The organism is Mesorhizobium sp. WSM4846, from assembly GCF_055811415.1.
The window spans coordinates 97434-112911 of record NZ_JBVVPZ010000007.1; the positions used below are offsets into that span (position 1 = coordinate 97434).

Consider the following 15478-nt stretch of genomic DNA (forward strand, 5'->3'; position numbering starts at 1 on the left):
TGCCAGAAGGATTCCGGGCGATCCTTTTATTGTGCATTGCACAAAGCCTGACCGGGGATTACCGTTCCTGTGATGCGGGCGGACGGGTTTGGGTAACGCCTGAGCGTTGAGCGGCCGACGTTTCGTCGGCGCCGCCCTCACAGCTGAGGATCCTTATGACCCCTGACAAATCCGGTGCTGCAAGCCTCGAGTCGATCGCTCGAAACGGCAGCCTGCTGCGCCGCATTGCCGTGCGGATTCCGACCTATCTGTCGGACCTTCGCGAGAACCCGGCATGGCTGCCGATGTTCATGCTGGCGCGTACCATGCCGGCGCGGCGGTTGCATTGGCGTGGCGCAAAACCGGTTCGACCGGCACAAGAAGTCCAGGAAACGGTGTTCACTGGCATCGACCGTGATGCGGTGGTCGGCGCGCTCCGCTCGGACGGGCTCTTTTCCGGACTTGCGCTGCCGCAGTCGATTCACGAGGAGATCGCCAGCTTCGCGCAGCGCACGCCTTGCTTCGGTAATTTCGACCGTCGGCTGGAGTTCCTGCCGGCAAAGCACGCAGAGGCCGAGAAGCGCTTCGGCCGTCCCTTGCTCAGCGGCCACTTTTTCGAGCGGATCCTCGACTGTAACGCTGCGCTTACCGTACAGCGCGATCCGCTGCTTCTCGACATCGCCGCCCATTATCTCGGCAGCCAGGCGAAGCTGATCACCACGCGCGTCTGGTGGAGCTTTCCGACGAGCTCCGCCTCCGACGCCGAGAAGAACCTGGCGTCGCTTGGCAAGTACCACTTCGATCTCGACGATTGGCGGATGCTGAAATTCTTCTTCTATCTCAATCCGGTCGATGCCGAGACTGGCCCCCATGTCTATGTCCGCGGCAGCCACAACCGCCGCACCCTCAAGCACCAGTTGACGCTCCTCGTCGGCCATCCCGCGGAAGAGGTTCTGAATGTCTACGGCGCGCAGAGTCCGATTACGCTGACCGGCGAGGCGGGATCGGGCTTCGTCGAGGATCCCTTCGGCTTCCACATGGGCACCGTGCCGACGCGCAAGCCGCGGCTGATGATGGAAGTCGGCTTCGGCGTATCGCCGCCCTCGCGCCGGCGATTCCACGGCGAGCCGGTTATTCGGTGATTTTCGGCGCTGGTTCTGGTCCCGAACAGCCTTTTGAGAACCTGGTCTAACTCGCCTTGGTGCCGCCGCGCCGCAGATGCTCGTCCAGGCGCGGCATGATCTCGACGAAGTTGCAGGGCATGTGCCGGTAGTCGAGCTGCGGCTTCAAAATGCCGTCCCAGGCGTCCTTGCAGGCGCCGGGCGAACCCGGCAGCACGAAGACGAAGGTCGCGTTGACGACGCCGCCAGTCGCCCGGCTCTGGATCGTCGAAGTGCCGATCTTGTCGTAGGAAATGCGGTGGAACACTTCGGAAAAGCCGTCCATGCGCTTTTCGAAGATCGGCTCCAGCGCCTCCGGCGTTACGTCGCGGCCGGTAAAACCGGTGCCGCCGGTGGTGATGACGACATCGATCGCTTCGTCCCTCGACCAGTTCTGAACCTTGTCGCGGATTTTCTCGCGATCGTCGGTGACGATGTCGCGGCCGGCGAGAATATGGCCGGCCTCGACGATGCGGTCGGCCAGCGTCTGGCCGGATTTGTCGTCGGCAGGGCTGCGCGTATCGGAAACGGTCAGCACCGCGATGCGCACGGGAATGAAGGAACGGCTTTCGTCAATCCTGGCCATATGCGTCAAGCTCCGATGTCATGCTTCGCGTCGCGGCGACGAACCAGTCGGGATGGCGGCTGCGGATATCGACGGCCGCGCGTTTGGCGACATTGCCGGTCTCGAACAGCCCAAAACAGGTCGCACCGGAACCGGACATTCGCGCGAACCCCGCTCCGGCCTTGTTGAGCACCGAAAGTGCCTTGCCGATGGCAGGTTGGATCGCCCGTGCCGCAGGCTCGAGGTCGTTGCGCGTGATCTCCAGCCAATTACGGATGCTGTGGAAGTCGAGGCTGCGCGGCAGCGGCGGCAGCCCCTCATTGTCGCGATGGGAAAGCGCATTGAACACCTCGGCCGTGGAGATGGCAGTGCCGGGATTGACGAGAACCAGCCCGAGTGCGGGAAAGCCCGGCACGGCCGACAATTCGTCACCGACGCCGCGCGCGATCAGCGGCCTTGCCATAAGGCACATCGGAACGTCGGCGCCCAGCGAGAGGCCGACCCGCGCCAGGTCGGCATCGTCGAGGTCAAGTCTCCATGTCTCAACCAGCCCGCGCAGCGCCGTTGCGGCGTCGCTCGACCCGCCGCCGACGCCGGATGCAACCGGCAGGTTCTTTTCGAGCCTGATTGCGACCGGCGGCGTATGCCGCAGACCAGCCTGTTTTCGCAGCGCATCGCGCGCTTTCACGACCAGATTGCTGTCGTCGAGCGGGACTGCGTAGGCATATCGGCCCGACACGAAAAACCCGTCGCTGTCGGCGAGTTCGATGTCAACCCGGTCGCCGAAGCGCGTGAACACCGCCAGGCTCTCGATCATGTGATAGCCGTCGGCGCGCCTGCCGGTGACGTGCAGCGCGAGATTTATCTTGGCATGCGCATGCAATGCCCGGACCCTATTGCCGGAAGCCACTGTCTCAGTCACGAGGGGGATGATGTCAGTCCTTGGCCAGGCGGTATTCGCCGGTCTTCGGGTCCCTGACCAGCGTGCCCATTGTGCCGTTGCTAGCCTGCTTTTCGGTGCGCCGTATCTTGGCCGTCACGCGCTCGGCTTCCCTGACGAAGGAGCGATAGCCGAAATAGGCGAGCAGGCCGACTGCGATGAAGAAAATGATCTGTGGCATGTCAAACTCCTCCCTCGCAAGGCCGACTGCGGCGCCGGTCGGACGGTCAAACTTTCAAGTTAAACGCTTTCGCCGGTTTTTCAAAGCCCGAAGCGCGCCCATAGTGCGCGCTCTTCCGCCGCATCGATCACGCCGCTTGCGGCAGCAGCGGCGATCTCGGGCGCCGAAAAGCCGCCTCTGCTTGAGCCGAACCAGCCGAAGCGGCCGAACAGGCCGCGCGGCGCCGTGATCAGCTTGAGCTGGGTTTTTGGCCCGAAACGGGCCCTCAGCACGCTGCGCATATCGCCGAGTGCATCGACAAGGCCGAGTTCCAGTCCCTTCTTGCCTGTCCAGAACAGTCCGGTGAACAGGTCCGGGTCGTCCTTGAGCTTGGCCCCGCGCCGGTCCTTGACGAGGTCGATGAAGGTCTCGTGGACCTCGACCTGCAGCGCCTTCAGCCGCTCGATATCTTCCTTCTTCTCTGGCTTGAACGGATCGAGCACCGCCTTGTTCTGGCCGGCCGTATGGACGCGGCGCTCGACGCCGATCTTCTTCAACAGCTCGGGAAAGCCGAATGAGGCCGACACCACGCCGATCGAACCGACGATAGACGACGGATCGGCAATGATCTCGTCGCCCGCGACCGCGATCATGTAGCCGCCCGACGCCGCCACGTCCTCGACGAAGACCAGGACTTTTTTGTTCTTCTCGCTCGCCAGGTCGCGGATGCGTCTGAAGATCAGCCGCGACTGCACCGGCGAGCCGCCCGGCGAATTGATCGAAATGGCGACCGCGGGCGCGTCGAAGGAAAACGCCTTCTCAATAGGGCCAGCGGTAGATGCCAGCGACAGGCTCGGCCGGAACGGGCCGCCGCCGGGCATGATGGTGCCGTGCAGCCGGATGACGGGAATGGTGACGATGTCGGAGCGCCAGGATTTCGGCAGCAGGCGGTTCAGGAAGCGTTTCACGGGGTCTCCGGTCAAAATTGGCTTGAAGGCATGTAGGGATTCGCCGGCCAACGGCAATGCCGAGACGCCCGGCCGGCTAAAAAGGCTCAGTCGCCGAACAGCGAAGCCATCCCGTTGTTGATCATCTCGGTCCGCTCCGTGGGGCCGTCACCAGATTGCGCGTGCAGCATCAGCGGCGGGCGGATCGACAGTTTTCCGCGTGCGCCGAGGATTGCCCTGACGACGATGCGGATCGCCGCTACCTCGGGGCGGGGGTGGACGGCCAGCATCTCGGCGTCGCCGAAGCGGCCCGAAATCGCATCGAGGATAGCGCCGAGCTGATCGGGCCTGGCAATCACGGCAAGACCGCCGCGCGGCCTGACCACGGCAGCCGCGCTTCGGATCCAGCTGTCGAACAGCCCGTCCTCCATCACATGCGCCGCCTTCCTGAGCGGGTCGGGCGTGGCGCGATCCTCGGCGGCGTTGAAGGGTGGGTTCATGATGACGAAATCGAAGGAATTGTCGGCAAGCCCAGTGGCGGCTCGTGCCTGGCCCGACAGCGCGACGTCGGCGGCGAGCACCGAGGCGCGGTCGTTGAGATGCGCATTACCGGGGTGGGCAAGCGTCGTTGCGGCGAAGGCCGCCATTTCCGGAGACCGTTCGATGAGCACGGCCTCGGCATCAGGACAGCGCGACAGCACGGCCAGGCCTGCGGCGCCAGCACCCGCGCCGAAATCGGCAAGGCGCCCGGCGAAGGAGGACGGCACGGCAGCCGCCAGCATCATGGCGTCCATGCCGGCGCGATGGCCTGCCTGTTTCGGCTGCACCAGCCAGAACCGCCCGCGATGGAAAGCATCGACGGTATGGGCCGGCGTGTCCTGGACAAGAGTGGCGCGCGCCGCGGACATTACTTCTGGCGCATCTCGTTGGCGATGCCGGCATCCGTCAGGATACGCCGCGCCGCATCGGCCTGGTCGGCTTCGACCATGATGCGCCTGGGCAAGATGCCGATCGAACCGTCGAGCACGCTCATGTTCTGGTCGGCGACGAAACAGCCGATGCCGGCATCGCGCATCAGCGATTCGACAAAGGAGATGATCACGGCGTCGTTGGTGCGGATAAGCTCTATCATAGGACGAAACTCGCAGGTTGCAGCGTCTATGTAAACGTGGGTGGCTTCCGTCGCCACCTCGACCGCGCCAAATCGCCTCTTGCCGTGCCTGTGGGTAGCGCCCTAGAGTCTGCTGCGGTATCGGGGTGCCGTCGTGCGCGTGACATAAGACGGGAGTTTGTCGTGGGTGTCGTTCTCAACATCGAAAACGGGAAGCGGGAAGCCGCCTCCATTAAGGATCTCATCGACCTGACTTCGGCCGATATGGGGCGCGTCAACAAATTGATCCTGTCGAAGGCCGGTTCCGACGTCGAGATGATCCCGGAGATTGCCAACCACCTGATCTCTTCGGGTGGCAAGCGGCTGAGGCCGATGCTGACGCTCGCCTCAGCCCAGATGTTCGGCTATTCCGGCGAGGGCCATGTCAAGCTCGCCACATCAGTCGAGTTCATGCACACCGCCACGCTCCTCCACGACGATGTCGTCGACGAGAGCGGCATGCGGCGCGGCAAGAAGACCGCCCGCATGATCTGGGGCAACCAGGCGAGCGTGCTGGTCGGCGATTTCCTGCTTGGCCAGGCGTTTCGCATGATGGTCGATGTCGGTTCGCTGGAAGCGCTCGACATCCTGTCCAGCGCCGCCTCGATCATCGCCGAGGGCGAGGTGATGCAGCTCGCCGCCGCCAAGAACCTCGAAACCACGGAGGATGAGCATTTCGCGGTGATCAAGGCCAAGACCGCTGCCCTGTTCTCGGCCGCCGCCGAGGTCGGTCCGGTCATCGCCCAGGCGACGCGAAACGATCGCGCTGCACTGCGCTCCTATGGCATGAATCTCGGCCTTGCCTTCCAGCTGATCGACGATGCGCTGGATTATGGCGGCACCAGCACGGATCTGGGCAAGAATGTCGGCGACGACTTTCGCGAAGGCAAGGTGACGCTGCCGGTGATCCTCGCCTACCGGCGCGGCACCAAGGCCGAACGCAGTTTCTGGAAGCGCGCCATCGAGGACAATGTCACCGATGACGCCGGGCTGGAAAAGGCAATCGGATTGATGACCCGCCACGGCGCTATCGCCGACACCATCGGGCGCGCCGGCCATTTCGGCGAGATCGCCCGCGACGCGCTGGCGCCGCTCGAAGCGACGCCGCAGAAATCGGCGCTGCTCGACGTCATCGATTTCTGCATCAGCCGGGTGAACTGAAGATATCGCCGACATTTGGCCGGCACGGCGCCGGCCCGTGTTTTGGTCTTCCCGGAATTGCGGCGGTGAAATCATGCTCGCTCCGCAGTAGCATGGTTAGCAAGCAGGGCAGGGCTCCGTGACGGTCAGCGCCCGGCAAACTGTCGAGGTCATGAAAATGACCACGCGCTCTTCAGCAGCGCCACGAGTTCGCTCTGACGGCTGGTTTCGGTTTTCCGGAAGATTCGCTCGAGATAGGTGCGGGCCGATTTGACGGCGATGCCGATTTCCATGGCCGCCTCCTGCACCGAATGGCCGGAGGCCAGCTCGACGGCGAGCCGGGCTTCCGCCGGCGTCAGGTCGAACAGGCCTGAAAGGACATTGGGCGACGGAACAGTGGCGCCGGTACCGACCGTGGTTGCGACAACCAATACATCTGCACCCGAAAAAATATCGTGTGCGGCGCGGCGCAGCGGCAACAGCTGAATGACCAGCGCGGGCCGCCCCTTGATGGCCGCAACCGGGATGGACCGCACGACGCGGTTATCCCGGTTCTGCGCGATGGCCTGCTGGAAAAGCGCGTTTGCAGTTTGATCGGCAATCGCCATGCCGCCATGGGCTGTGGGAAGGAAGACGTCCGCCATGCCTTCGAAAAGCGGATTGGCCGTCAGCACACGGCCCGATCCACTCATGATTGCGGCCGGCAGCCCGATTTCCCGCAGAATGGACACGGCGGTCCTGGCCCGTTCCAGACCCAGGCGCCCGGCGACGAGGCCGGCCCGTGCGAGGTGCGGACGCAGTCCGTTCAACAGATCGATTGCGGCCTGGTCATAACTCCCGTCCTTCAGCCAGCGCTGGAAGACAAAAAGGACAAGCTCGCCGCCAGGCATGGGGATGGCTGTGCATAGATGCGGCCCGATGCCAAACGCGGTGGCACTTTTGCGAACGGGATCGCGCTCGATCTCCTCGCAGGTGATGAAATTATCGACCCGCACAAAGCTTGCTGGCAGCGCGGCGCACAAGCGCTTCACGCTCTCGGAAAACCGCCAAGTGTCTCCCTTCATGAACTCATCGAGCAAGGGCTGGAGATGCGTTTCGGTGATGGCGCGGACCGGCGAATGATCGCTGACTACAAAGATCGCGCCGTTTGCCGAGCGGGAGATCGCGCTTGCCGCCGCCAATACCTCCGGCCACAGCTCGGCCGCGAACGACGCTTCGTAGATTCGATCGACAATGGCGAAGGCCTGCTGGCCCTGCGGCATTTCCAGCATCGCCATCTTCCTGGGCGAAGCAACGGCATCCATCTGCACGGTTCCACGCATCATTCCGCTGCGGAAACTATCGACGCCCGCCGCTTACGGATCGCTTACGGCATCGCGGCGCCGATGCTGCAGCAGGACAGGCCGGCAGCGCGTCAGGCCGGCAAATCGCGGTCGACGGTCGCAATTTGGCGCCTTTCCGCGTTGTTTTTGATAGCATTACCCGATTGTGAATTCGGGCCGGGTTGAAGCCTCACCCCAAAAAGGCCATGCTTAACGTGGAAAAGATCGAGTCAACGGCGATCCCGCTGACGCGGGTATGGCTTCGACTGAAAGGAATATGATGCGGCAAGGATGTGCGCGCTGGCTGACAGGGCTGGCAATTGTGACGGGCATGGCGGTCTCCGGTCTGCCCGCCTATGCCAAAGAGACCACCGAGCCAGTCAATATCACGTCGTTCTCGGGGGCCTATCTTGCCGCGCGGGTCGCCGAAGGTGACAATGATCTCGACAGCGCCATCGCCTACTACAAGCAGGCGCTCGCCTTCGCTCCCGGTGACACCTCGTTGCAGCAAAGCCTGATGCTGTCGCTGATCGCGCAGGGGCGCTTCGAAGAATCCCTGGTCTATGCCGACAAGCTCAAGACGGTTCCCGACGTCGAGCGGTTCTCGCGCCTGGCGCTGGCCGTCGGCTCCTTTCACAAGAAGGACTTTTCCAAGGCCGAATACTGGCTCAAGCTTTCGCTCGAATCCGATCTCGACCGGCTGATCTCCGGTGTCATGACCGGCTGGGCCAAGCAGGGCGCCGGCGATCCCGGCGAGGCCATGGCCTCCATCGACAAGCTGCAGGGCCCGGACTGGTTCGGCCTGTTCAAATCCTTCCATCGCGGGCTGATCGCCGATGCCTCGGGCCTGCCCGAAAAGGCGGATGCGATCTACGCCGCCACCTTGCAGGACACCGCGACCGGCGCCGCCGCGCCCGAAACCTGGATGCGCAACGCGCAGGCCTATGCCTCCTTCCTTGCCCGCAAGGGTGACAAGGACAAGGCGCTGTCCGTGCTCGATCAGGCCGAGGCATTTGCACCCGGCAAGGTCGAGATATCGGCGCTTCGCGACAGGATCACCAAGGGCGAGAAGATCGAACCCTTCGTTGCCGGCCCGTCCGACGGCGCCTCGGAAATTCTGCTCGATCTCGCCACCGCGCTCAATCGCGGCGGCGGTGAGCCGTTCGTCCGCCTCTATCTGCAATACGCCCTGGCACTGAGGCCCGACAGCGACGCGGCCCTCGTCCAACTCGCCGCCGTCTCCGAGCAGTTGAAGGACGGCGAGGGCGCCATCGCCTTCTATCGCCGCATCCCGGCCAGTTCGCCGCTGAAGACGCTGTCGGAACTGCAGCTCGGCCTCAACCTTGCAGATCTCGACCGCTATGACGAGGCCATCGCCCATCTGAAGGCCCTCGTCGAAGCGCGCCCCGACGACATGCGCGCCTATCAGGCGCTCGGTGGCGTCTATGCCTCGAAGGAGGATTTCCGCTCCGCGGCCGGTCTCTATGACAAGGCGGTGGCGATGCTGAAGGCCCCGACCCGCGCCGATTGGAACATTTTCTACCAGCGCGGCATCGCCTATGAGCGACTGAAGGAGTGGCCGAAGGCCGAGCCGAATTTCCGCAAGGCGCTGGAATTGTTCCCCGACCAGCCGCAGGTTCTGAACTATCTTGGCTATTCCTGGGTGGACATGAACACCAACCTCGAGGAAGGCCTTCAGATGATCCAGAAGGCCGTCGAGCTCAGGCCGAGCGACGGCTACATCGTCGATTCGCTGGGCTGGGCCTATTTCCGCCTTGGCCGATTCGACGATGCGGTGCGCGAATTGGAACGTGCCGTTTCGTTGAAGCCGGAAGATCCGGTGCTCAACGATCACCTTGGCGATGCCTATTGGCGCGTCGGCCGCAAATTGGAAGCCACCTTCCAGTGGAACCAAGCTCGCGACCTCAAGCCGGATCCCGGCGTGCTCGCCGCCTTGCAGCAGAAACTGCTGAAGGGCCTGCCGCCGATCGAATCCAACACGGCGCAGGAAACCCCGAAGGTCAAGCCCGAACCGACGACTGCGCCAAAGGGCTGAATACTTCTGAATTCGATTATGCGGGGCTCGTCGCCGCTGTCGCTAAGGGTCTGGACCATAAGCTATGCTAATCGTGCGCGGTGCCGAGCACCGCTCGGAGCCCTGAGTCGTTCTGTTCCTCGATCCATCGGGTCGTACGGTCGTAGGCATCCGAAAACAACTCGGAATGCCGACTCCAATCCATGAAGCTGATCGTGTTGGAAACCTCCGGACAGATCAGGATATCCTCTTCGCCGACGGCAATGTCCTGCGGCCGGTGTGCCAGCATGCTCGAGGCAATGACCTGAAGCATACTGGGAACCCGAGGCAAGCGGGCACGACCGAAAGGGTTCAGCAAGGCCAATGCCAGTTCGGAAGCTCCGGGGATACGGTCATAGTCTATGTCGTATTTCTGCGGTGCACTCGACCCGAAGGTAACGATGACATTGGGTCCGGTCTTGAGCTCCTTCATCTGCTCCAGCGGCAAATTGTTCATGATAGCGCCGTCCACCAGCATATCGCCGTCATCCGTAAAGAACGGCGGCAGGACGCCCGGGATGGAGCCGGACGCCCGAACGGCGTGCCAGAGCTTTCCACGACGGTGGACATGAGGCTGACGGCTGCTCAGATTGGTCGAAAGCGCAAAGAACGGAAGCCAAAGATCCTCGATCAGAACGTCGCCGTATTCCAGCCGAAGGGCCCGATCAAACGCTTTGTGATCCAGAAGCGCGAAATGCGGCAAGGTGGGACGGCGAAACGCCCGGCTTTTGATAAATATGTTGTGGGTGCCTCGGTCGATCTGGTCGGCATCCAAGCCTCTGGCGAAGCCGGCCATCATCGCCGCGCCGGAACTTGTCCCACCGAGATAGTCGAAGCAAGCGCCCGCCTCAACGAAAGCCTTGTAGACGCCCAAATGAGCGCTGCCGAGGGACCCACCCCCTGCCGCCACGAAGCCCAGTGCCTTGCCCGAAATAAATCGGACCAGGCGCTGGAAATCAGACGCGTCGTCCAGCGCAACATGATGATGCTGGTCAACATAGGGTCGCTCATCGAGCCATGCAGAGGTACCGGAGACCTCAGCCGAGCGAGTGTCGTGAATTAGGACAAGCCGACTGGTCGATGGCGGATGGACCGATAGCGTCAGTTCCTCAGACGGGTTCAGGCGAGGCGAGCAGGACGCGTTGGCCAGCAACAGGACGGCATCGGCCTGGCGAATGCAGACTTGGGTCCACTCATTAGGTTCCTCATCGGCAACATAGACGATGAATTGGGCTTCCGCCTCCAGTTCGTTCAACCAGTTAAGGATCGGCTGGTCGTCGATCGGAAGACCTGGGAACTTCGCTTGGATGTCAAGCCGGGAAACGAACCGAGCGCGCGTGGCCGCGCCGAACGCTTGCCGCAGGTGCTGGATGAACACCGGTGAGATGCGACTTCCGCCGGCTGCAATGATCGCAAGCGTTCGGATCTTGGCAGGTTCCTTGAGACGCGACGAACTCGGAGATTGGATGGCAAACCGGCGCGCCAGAAATACCGTGACCGCCTCCCTCAGGCTCGGCAATGTCTCGGCCGCCTTCTCGAAATGATTGCGACCGATTTCAAGGACGATCGAATCGCGCGCTGCAAGGACAGTGGCCATGCGGGGTAGTCCCGCGAAGAAACCGATTTCACCGATGAGTTCACCCTGTGCGATCTCGGCGACCGAGCCAGTCGAATCTCCTTTGTGTACCGTAAAGCGTCCAGACAGCACGATGAAAAACCTGTCCGACGCATCGCCTTCGCGTACCAGAACCTCACCGCGTCGCAGGACCCGACGGTCGGATTCGGCAGCTAAAGCCTCGAGCGCCAGCAACGACGCCCGATCGAACATCAATGTCGCCGACAATAAACTCGCTGCAAGAGAATCGACGGAGGACATCTGAGCCATCCCTTGGGAATTCATGACTTTTGTCTCCTCGAGGGTGCTGGACTCCTGCCGGATGATACCACACATGAGAGCCGCCGAACGGCTGAGGCGCGGGACTGATCGCTGGGCGCTCTCATCTCTGGCTCCCAGGAAGGGCCACGATCAGGCCGCCACGTCCCTGCCGTTTCGCCGTATGTCACGCGTTAACTCACCCGATTGCCCTGCCTGCGGCCGGCCCCCTTGCCTTGACGCTTGCCGGTGGGCGCTCTAGGGAGGGCCGCATCCCCGTCTTTCCCGTCGAGGCCGCCGTGACAGTTGATATCCCAGCCCATATGCATCCCAGCCGCTCGTTCCAGGGGCTGATCCTGACTTTGCATAACTACTGGGCGGACTATGGCTGCGTCGTTCTCCAGCCCTATGACATGGAAGTCGGTGCCGGCACGTTCCACCCGGCGACGACCTTGCGCGCGCTGGGGCCAAAGCGCTGGAACGTGGCCTATGTGCAGCCTTCGCGCCGGCCCAAGGACGGGCGCTACGGCGAGAACCCGAACCGGCTGCAGCACTATTACCAGTACCAGGTGATCCTGAAGCCGAACCCGCCCAACCTGCAGGAACTGTATCTCGGCTCGCTGGCGGCGATCGGCGTCGATCCGCTTCTGCATGACATCCGCTTCGTCGAGGACGACTGGGAAAGCCCGACGCTCGGCGCCTGGGGGCTGGGCTGGGAGTGCTGGTGCGACGGCATGGAAGTGTCGCAGTTCACCTATTTCCAGCAGGTCTGCGGCATCGAATGCGCGCCGGTGGCGGGCGAGCTCACCTACGGGCTGGAGCGGCTGGCCATGTATGTGCAGGGCGTCGACAATGTCTACGACCTCAACTTCAACGGCCGCGACGGCGCCGACAAGGTGACCTATGGCGAGGTCTTCCTGCAGGCCGAGCAGGAATATTCGCGGCACAATTTCGAATTCGCCAATACCGCGATGCTGCTTCGGCATTTCGAAGACGCCGAAGCCGAGTGCAAGGCGCTGCTCGATGCCGGCGCGCCCCTCTCCCCGCTCGAGGGGGAGATGCCCGCGGAGCGGGCAGAGGGGGTCGCCTCAGAAGGCACCGCAAGCAAGGTCCCAGCGACTCCTCCCGCGTCTGGCCACCCCCTCAAGGGGGAGGGGAACCACCGTCTGGTATTTCCCGCCTACGACCAGTGCATCAAGGCCAGCCACGTCTTCAACCTGCTCGACGCGCGCGGCGTGATTTCCGTCACCGAGCGGCAGAGCTACATCTTGCGGGTGCGCAATCTGGCGAAAGCCTGCGGCGAGGCGTTTTTGCTGACGCAGGCAGGTGGTCTGGCGGCTTAGCTCCAGAGGCTGTTTGCGATTTCGACTGATACGCTGATTGGCGATACGCCTTGGCCGCTCGAGCCAGCCATTGTCCGCAGCGCTTGTCTAACGCCGGGCATCGTGAACGTGCCATGAGCCTGCGCCGCAAAACAGGCGCTGAGCGCGAGGATCTGCAGAAATGTCGATGCCGTCTTCATAGTCGTTCAGCCAATAGTTTTCTGCCTGAGCGTTGGTCGCTTCAGCGCTGCGTTCGGTTCATGGAGATCTTTGACCCAAGGACGGATGGTCCCGCTCTGGCCCGACAGGCAGCGGCATATTTTTGGCAATCGTCCGTGGATGCGCCGATTGCATGGGACCAGCCGAGTTGCTATGCCGCCTGGACCATTTCGCCGCGTGAGCACAATTTATGCCCGACCTGCTTTTAGAACTTCGTTCGGAAGAGATTCCCGCTCGCATGCAGCGCAAGGCGGCGGGCGACCTGAAGAAGATGATGACGGACGGTTTGGTCGAGGCCGGGCTGACCTATGAGGCGGCGCGCGAATATTGGACGCCGCGCCGGCTGGCGCTCGACATTCGCGGCGTGACCGCGCGCTCGAAGGACATAAGCGAGGAGATCAAGGGACCCTCGACCAAAGCGCCCGAACAGGCGGTCCAAGGTTTTCTGCGCAAGGCCGGTCTTTCCTCGATCGCCGAGGCGCATGTCCACGTCGATCCGAAGAAGGGCGACTTCTATGTCGCCCATATTGCGAAGCCGGGCCGGGCGGCCGAGACGATAATCGCTGAACTGGTGCCGGGCATCATCCGCGACTTTCCATGGCCGAAATCGATGCGCTGGGGGCCAGCCTCGGCGAAACCGGGATCGTTGCGCTGGGTGCGGCCGCTGCAGTCCATCCTCTGCACCTTCGGCCCGGAGACCGAGGAGCCGGTGGTCGTCGATTTCGAGATCGACGGCATCCGCTCGGGAAACATCACCTACGGCCATCGTTTTCACGCGCCGGGCGCCATCGGCGTGCGCCGTTTTGACGACTATGCCGCCAAGCTGGAGGCGGCGAAGGTTGTGCTCGACGCCGACCGGCGCAAGCAGATCATCCTTGCCGACGCCAGGAATCTCGCTTTCGCCAACGGGCTCAACCTTGTCGAGGACGAGGGGCTGCTTGAGGAAGTGTCAGGCCTGGTCGAATGGCCGGTCGTGCTGATGGGCGAATTCGAGCAGGACTTTCTCGCCATTCCGGCCGAGGTGATCCGACTGACGATCCGCGCCAACCAGAAGTGTTTTGTGACGATGCGACAAATCTCCCCCCTTGAGGGGGAGATGTCGCCGCAGGCGACAGAGGGGGGGGCTGTCCCGCCGACATCTCAGCGCGAGGCACCCCCCTCTGCCCTGCCGGGCATCTCCCCCTCAAGGGGGGAGATTGGCCAATCGCGCCTTTCCAACAGCTTCGTCCTGACCGCCAATATCGAGGCCAGTGACGGCGGCAAGGAGATCGCCCACGGCAACGGCAAGGTGGTACGCGCCCGCCTTTCCGACGCGCTCTATTTCTGGAAGACCGACCAGGGCGATTTGCCCGACCTCGACCAGTTGCAGGCATCGGCGGAAAAGTTCGGGCTCGATCTCAAAAAGCCGCTCGACCAGCGCATGGCCCGCCTCGACCATCTCGGCGTCACCTTCCACGCCAAGCTCGGCACGCAGGGTGAGCGGGTGGAGCGGATTGCCCAACTGGCTGAAGAATTGGCGCCGATAGTGGCGAGCGGAATCTCCCCCCTTGAGGGGGAGATGGCCGGCAGGCCAGAGGGGGTCGTTGCGCGTGGATCAGCGACCCCCTCTGTCGCCTTCGGCGACATCTCCCCCTCGAGGGGGGAGATTACCGCGCTGGCGCGCCGTGCCGCAGTCCTGGCCAAGGCCGACCTCACTACCGAGGTGGTCGGCGAATTCCCGGAATTGCAGGGCGCCATGGGCCGCAAATACGCGCTGCTGCAGGGCGAGCATCCCTCGGTCGCCGCCGCCGTCGAGGAGCACTATAAGCCGCAGGGCCCGTCCGACCGCGTGCCGACCGATCCCGTATCGGTGGCCGTAGCGCTCGCCGACAAGCTCGACATGCTGGTCGGGTTCTGGGCGATTGACGAAAAACCGACCGGGTCAAAGGACCCCTATGCTCTCCGCCGCGCGGCGCTGGGGGTGGTGAGGATTCTAGTCGAGAACGGTATCCGACTGCCGCTCATGCCCACCTTCGGAAGCGCCTATGAGTGGGCGAACTATCTCGACAAGAATGCGATTACAACGCTGGAAGGGAAGGCGGAGCAAGTCTACCGTTCCGACCTCCTCGCTTTCTTCCATGACCGCCTGAAAGTTTATCTGCGCGACCAGGGCGCGCGGCATGATCTGATCGATGCGGTCATCACGCCGCGGTCCGACGATCTCCTGCAAATCGTTCGTCGCGTCCAAGCCCTAGGCTCTTTCCTCGACACCGAGGACGGCAAGAACCTGCTAGCCGGCACCAAGCGCGCGGCCAACATTTTGGCCGCCGAGGAGAAGAAGAAAACGACGATCGCCGAAAATGTTGAGCCGGCTCGATTCCGGGAAGAGGCCGAGAAATCGCTGTTTGCCGCGGTGAATCAGGCCGAGAAGGAAGCCGGCCAAGCGATTCACAACGAAGACTTTTCCGCCACCATGCTGGCGCTTAGCGCGTTGCGTGAACCGGTTGATTCATTCTTCGAACGCGTTCTTGTGAATGATGAGGACCAGGCCGTGCGCGCCAACCGCCTGGCGTTGCTGGCGCGCATCCGGGCAGCGACCGACCAGGTCGCGGATTTCTCGAAAATCGCCGGCTGAGGCTTGGCAATTT

At 63.0% G+C, this 15478-nt stretch carries 13 protein-coding genes; 5 read left to right on the forward strand and 8 right to left on the reverse strand.

Annotation, left to right across the window (positions count from 1 at the left end; genetic code table 11):
* Positions 1-155: 155 nt before the first annotated feature.
* Positions 156-1121 carry a phytanoyl-CoA dioxygenase family protein gene (locus AC0L15_RS08995; protein ID WP_128167704.1) on the forward strand — a complete coding sequence of 322 codons (966 nt, stop codon included), beginning with the start codon at positions 156-158 and terminating at the stop codon, positions 1119-1121.
* A gap of 46 nt (positions 1122-1167) precedes the next feature.
* Here the strand turns inward: AC0L15_RS08995 and moaB are convergent, their stop codons facing one another.
* From moaB to AC0L15_RS09025, 6 genes are all read right to left on the reverse strand, one after another.
* Entirely contained in the window at positions 1168-1725 is a 558-nt protein-coding gene (gene moaB / locus AC0L15_RS09000) for a molybdenum cofactor biosynthesis protein B (RefSeq protein WP_287288289.1), read from the reverse strand.
* Complete coding sequence (locus AC0L15_RS09005; protein ID WP_287318703.1) at positions 1712-2614, reverse strand: 4-(cytidine 5'-diphospho)-2-C-methyl-D-erythritol kinase; 903 nt, start codon at positions 2612-2614, stop codon at positions 1712-1714. The genes moaB and AC0L15_RS09005 overlap by 14 nt, the downstream gene beginning before the upstream one ends.
* A 25-nt stretch (positions 2615-2639) precedes the next feature.
* A complete protein-coding gene (locus AC0L15_RS09010; RefSeq protein WP_027152312.1) occupies positions 2640-2825 on the reverse strand; it encodes a membrane protein in 186 nt (61 codons plus the stop codon).
* 80 nt (positions 2826-2905) lie between these two features.
* Positions 2906-3772, reverse strand: a complete 867-nt coding sequence (locus AC0L15_RS09015) for a S49 family peptidase (protein ID WP_287288283.1) — start codon at positions 3770-3772, stop codon at positions 2906-2908.
* A gap of 86 nt (positions 3773-3858) precedes the next feature.
* Complete coding sequence (locus AC0L15_RS09020) at positions 3859-4659, reverse strand: tRNA1(Val) (adenine(37)-N6)-methyltransferase (RefSeq protein ID WP_287236961.1); 801 nt, start codon at positions 4657-4659, stop codon at positions 3859-3861.
* Positions 4659-4883 (reverse strand): putative signal transducing protein, encoded by a 225-nt coding sequence (locus tag AC0L15_RS09025; protein ID WP_023799382.1) that lies wholly within the window; start codon positions 4881-4883, stop codon positions 4659-4661. The genes AC0L15_RS09020 and AC0L15_RS09025 overlap by 1 nt, the downstream gene beginning before the upstream one ends.
* Positions 4884-5045: 162 nt before the next feature.
* Between AC0L15_RS09025 and AC0L15_RS09030 the strand changes: the two genes are divergently transcribed.
* Positions 5046-6062: a polyprenyl synthetase family protein gene (locus AC0L15_RS09030; protein WP_027152316.1), complete on the forward strand. Its 1017-nt coding sequence runs from the start codon at positions 5046-5048 to the stop codon at positions 6060-6062.
* Positions 6063-6211: 149 nt separating this feature from the next.
* On the opposite strand, the gene AC0L15_RS09035 is transcribed toward AC0L15_RS09030, so the two are convergent.
* Positions 6212-7318: a helix-turn-helix transcriptional regulator gene (locus AC0L15_RS09035; RefSeq protein ID WP_473496255.1), complete on the reverse strand. Its 1107-nt coding sequence runs from the start codon at positions 7316-7318 to the stop codon at positions 6212-6214.
* 325 nt (positions 7319-7643) lie between these two features.
* On the opposite strand from AC0L15_RS09035, the gene AC0L15_RS09040 reads away from it, so the two are divergent.
* Positions 7644-9419, forward strand: a complete 1776-nt coding sequence (locus tag AC0L15_RS09040) for a tetratricopeptide repeat protein (RefSeq protein ID WP_287280164.1) — start codon at positions 7644-7646, stop codon at positions 9417-9419.
* A 67-nt stretch (positions 9420-9486) separates the two neighbouring features.
* Here the strand turns inward: AC0L15_RS09040 and AC0L15_RS09045 are convergent, their stop codons facing one another.
* Positions 9487-11313 carry a patatin-like phospholipase family protein gene (locus AC0L15_RS09045; protein WP_287288279.1) on the reverse strand — a complete coding sequence of 609 codons (1827 nt, stop codon included), beginning with the start codon at positions 11311-11313 and terminating at the stop codon, positions 9487-9489.
* Positions 11314-11609: 296 nt separating this feature from the next.
* On the opposite strand from AC0L15_RS09045, the gene AC0L15_RS09050 reads away from it, so the two are divergent.
* On the forward strand, positions 11610-12653 hold the full coding sequence (locus AC0L15_RS09050; protein ID WP_084833728.1) for a glycine--tRNA ligase subunit alpha: 1044 nt from the start codon (positions 11610-11612) through the stop codon (positions 12651-12653).
* Between the two features lie 388 nt (positions 12654-13041).
* Positions 13042-15465: a glycine--tRNA ligase subunit beta gene (gene glyS / locus AC0L15_RS09055; protein ID WP_473496256.1), complete on the forward strand. Its 2424-nt coding sequence runs from the start codon at positions 13042-13044 to the stop codon at positions 15463-15465.
* Positions 15466-15478: the final 13 nt, after the last annotated feature.

Coding starts and splice junctions, on each gene's coding strand:
- AC0L15_RS08995 (WP_128167704.1), top strand. CDS start 156: ATGACCCCTGACAAATCCGGTGCTGCAAGCCTCGAGTCGATCGCTCGA.
- moaB (WP_287288289.1), bottom strand. CDS start 1,725: ATGGCCAGGATTGACGAAAGCCGTTCCTTCATTCCCGTGCGCATCGCG.
- AC0L15_RS09010 (WP_027152312.1), bottom strand. CDS start 2,825: ATGCCACAGATCATTTTCTTCATCGCAGTCGGCCTGCTCGCCTATTTC.
- AC0L15_RS09020 (WP_287236961.1), bottom strand. CDS start 4,659: ATGTCCGCGGCGCGCGCCACTCTTGTCCAGGACACGCCGGCCCATACC.
- AC0L15_RS09025 (WP_023799382.1), bottom strand. CDS start 4,883: ATGATAGAGCTTATCCGCACCAACGACGCCGTGATCATCTCCTTTGTC.
- AC0L15_RS09035 (WP_473496255.1), bottom strand. CDS start 7,318: ATGGCGATGCTGGAAATGCCGCAGGGCCAGCAGGCCTTCGCCATTGTC.
- AC0L15_RS09040 (WP_287280164.1), top strand. CDS start 7,644: ATGCGGCAAGGATGTGCGCGCTGGCTGACAGGGCTGGCAATTGTGACG.
- AC0L15_RS09045 (WP_287288279.1), bottom strand. CDS start 11,313: ATGTCCTCCGTCGATTCTCTTGCAGCGAGTTTATTGTCGGCGACATTG.
- glyS (WP_473496256.1), top strand. CDS start 13,042: ATGCCCGACCTGCTTTTAGAACTTCGTTCGGAAGAGATTCCCGCTCGC.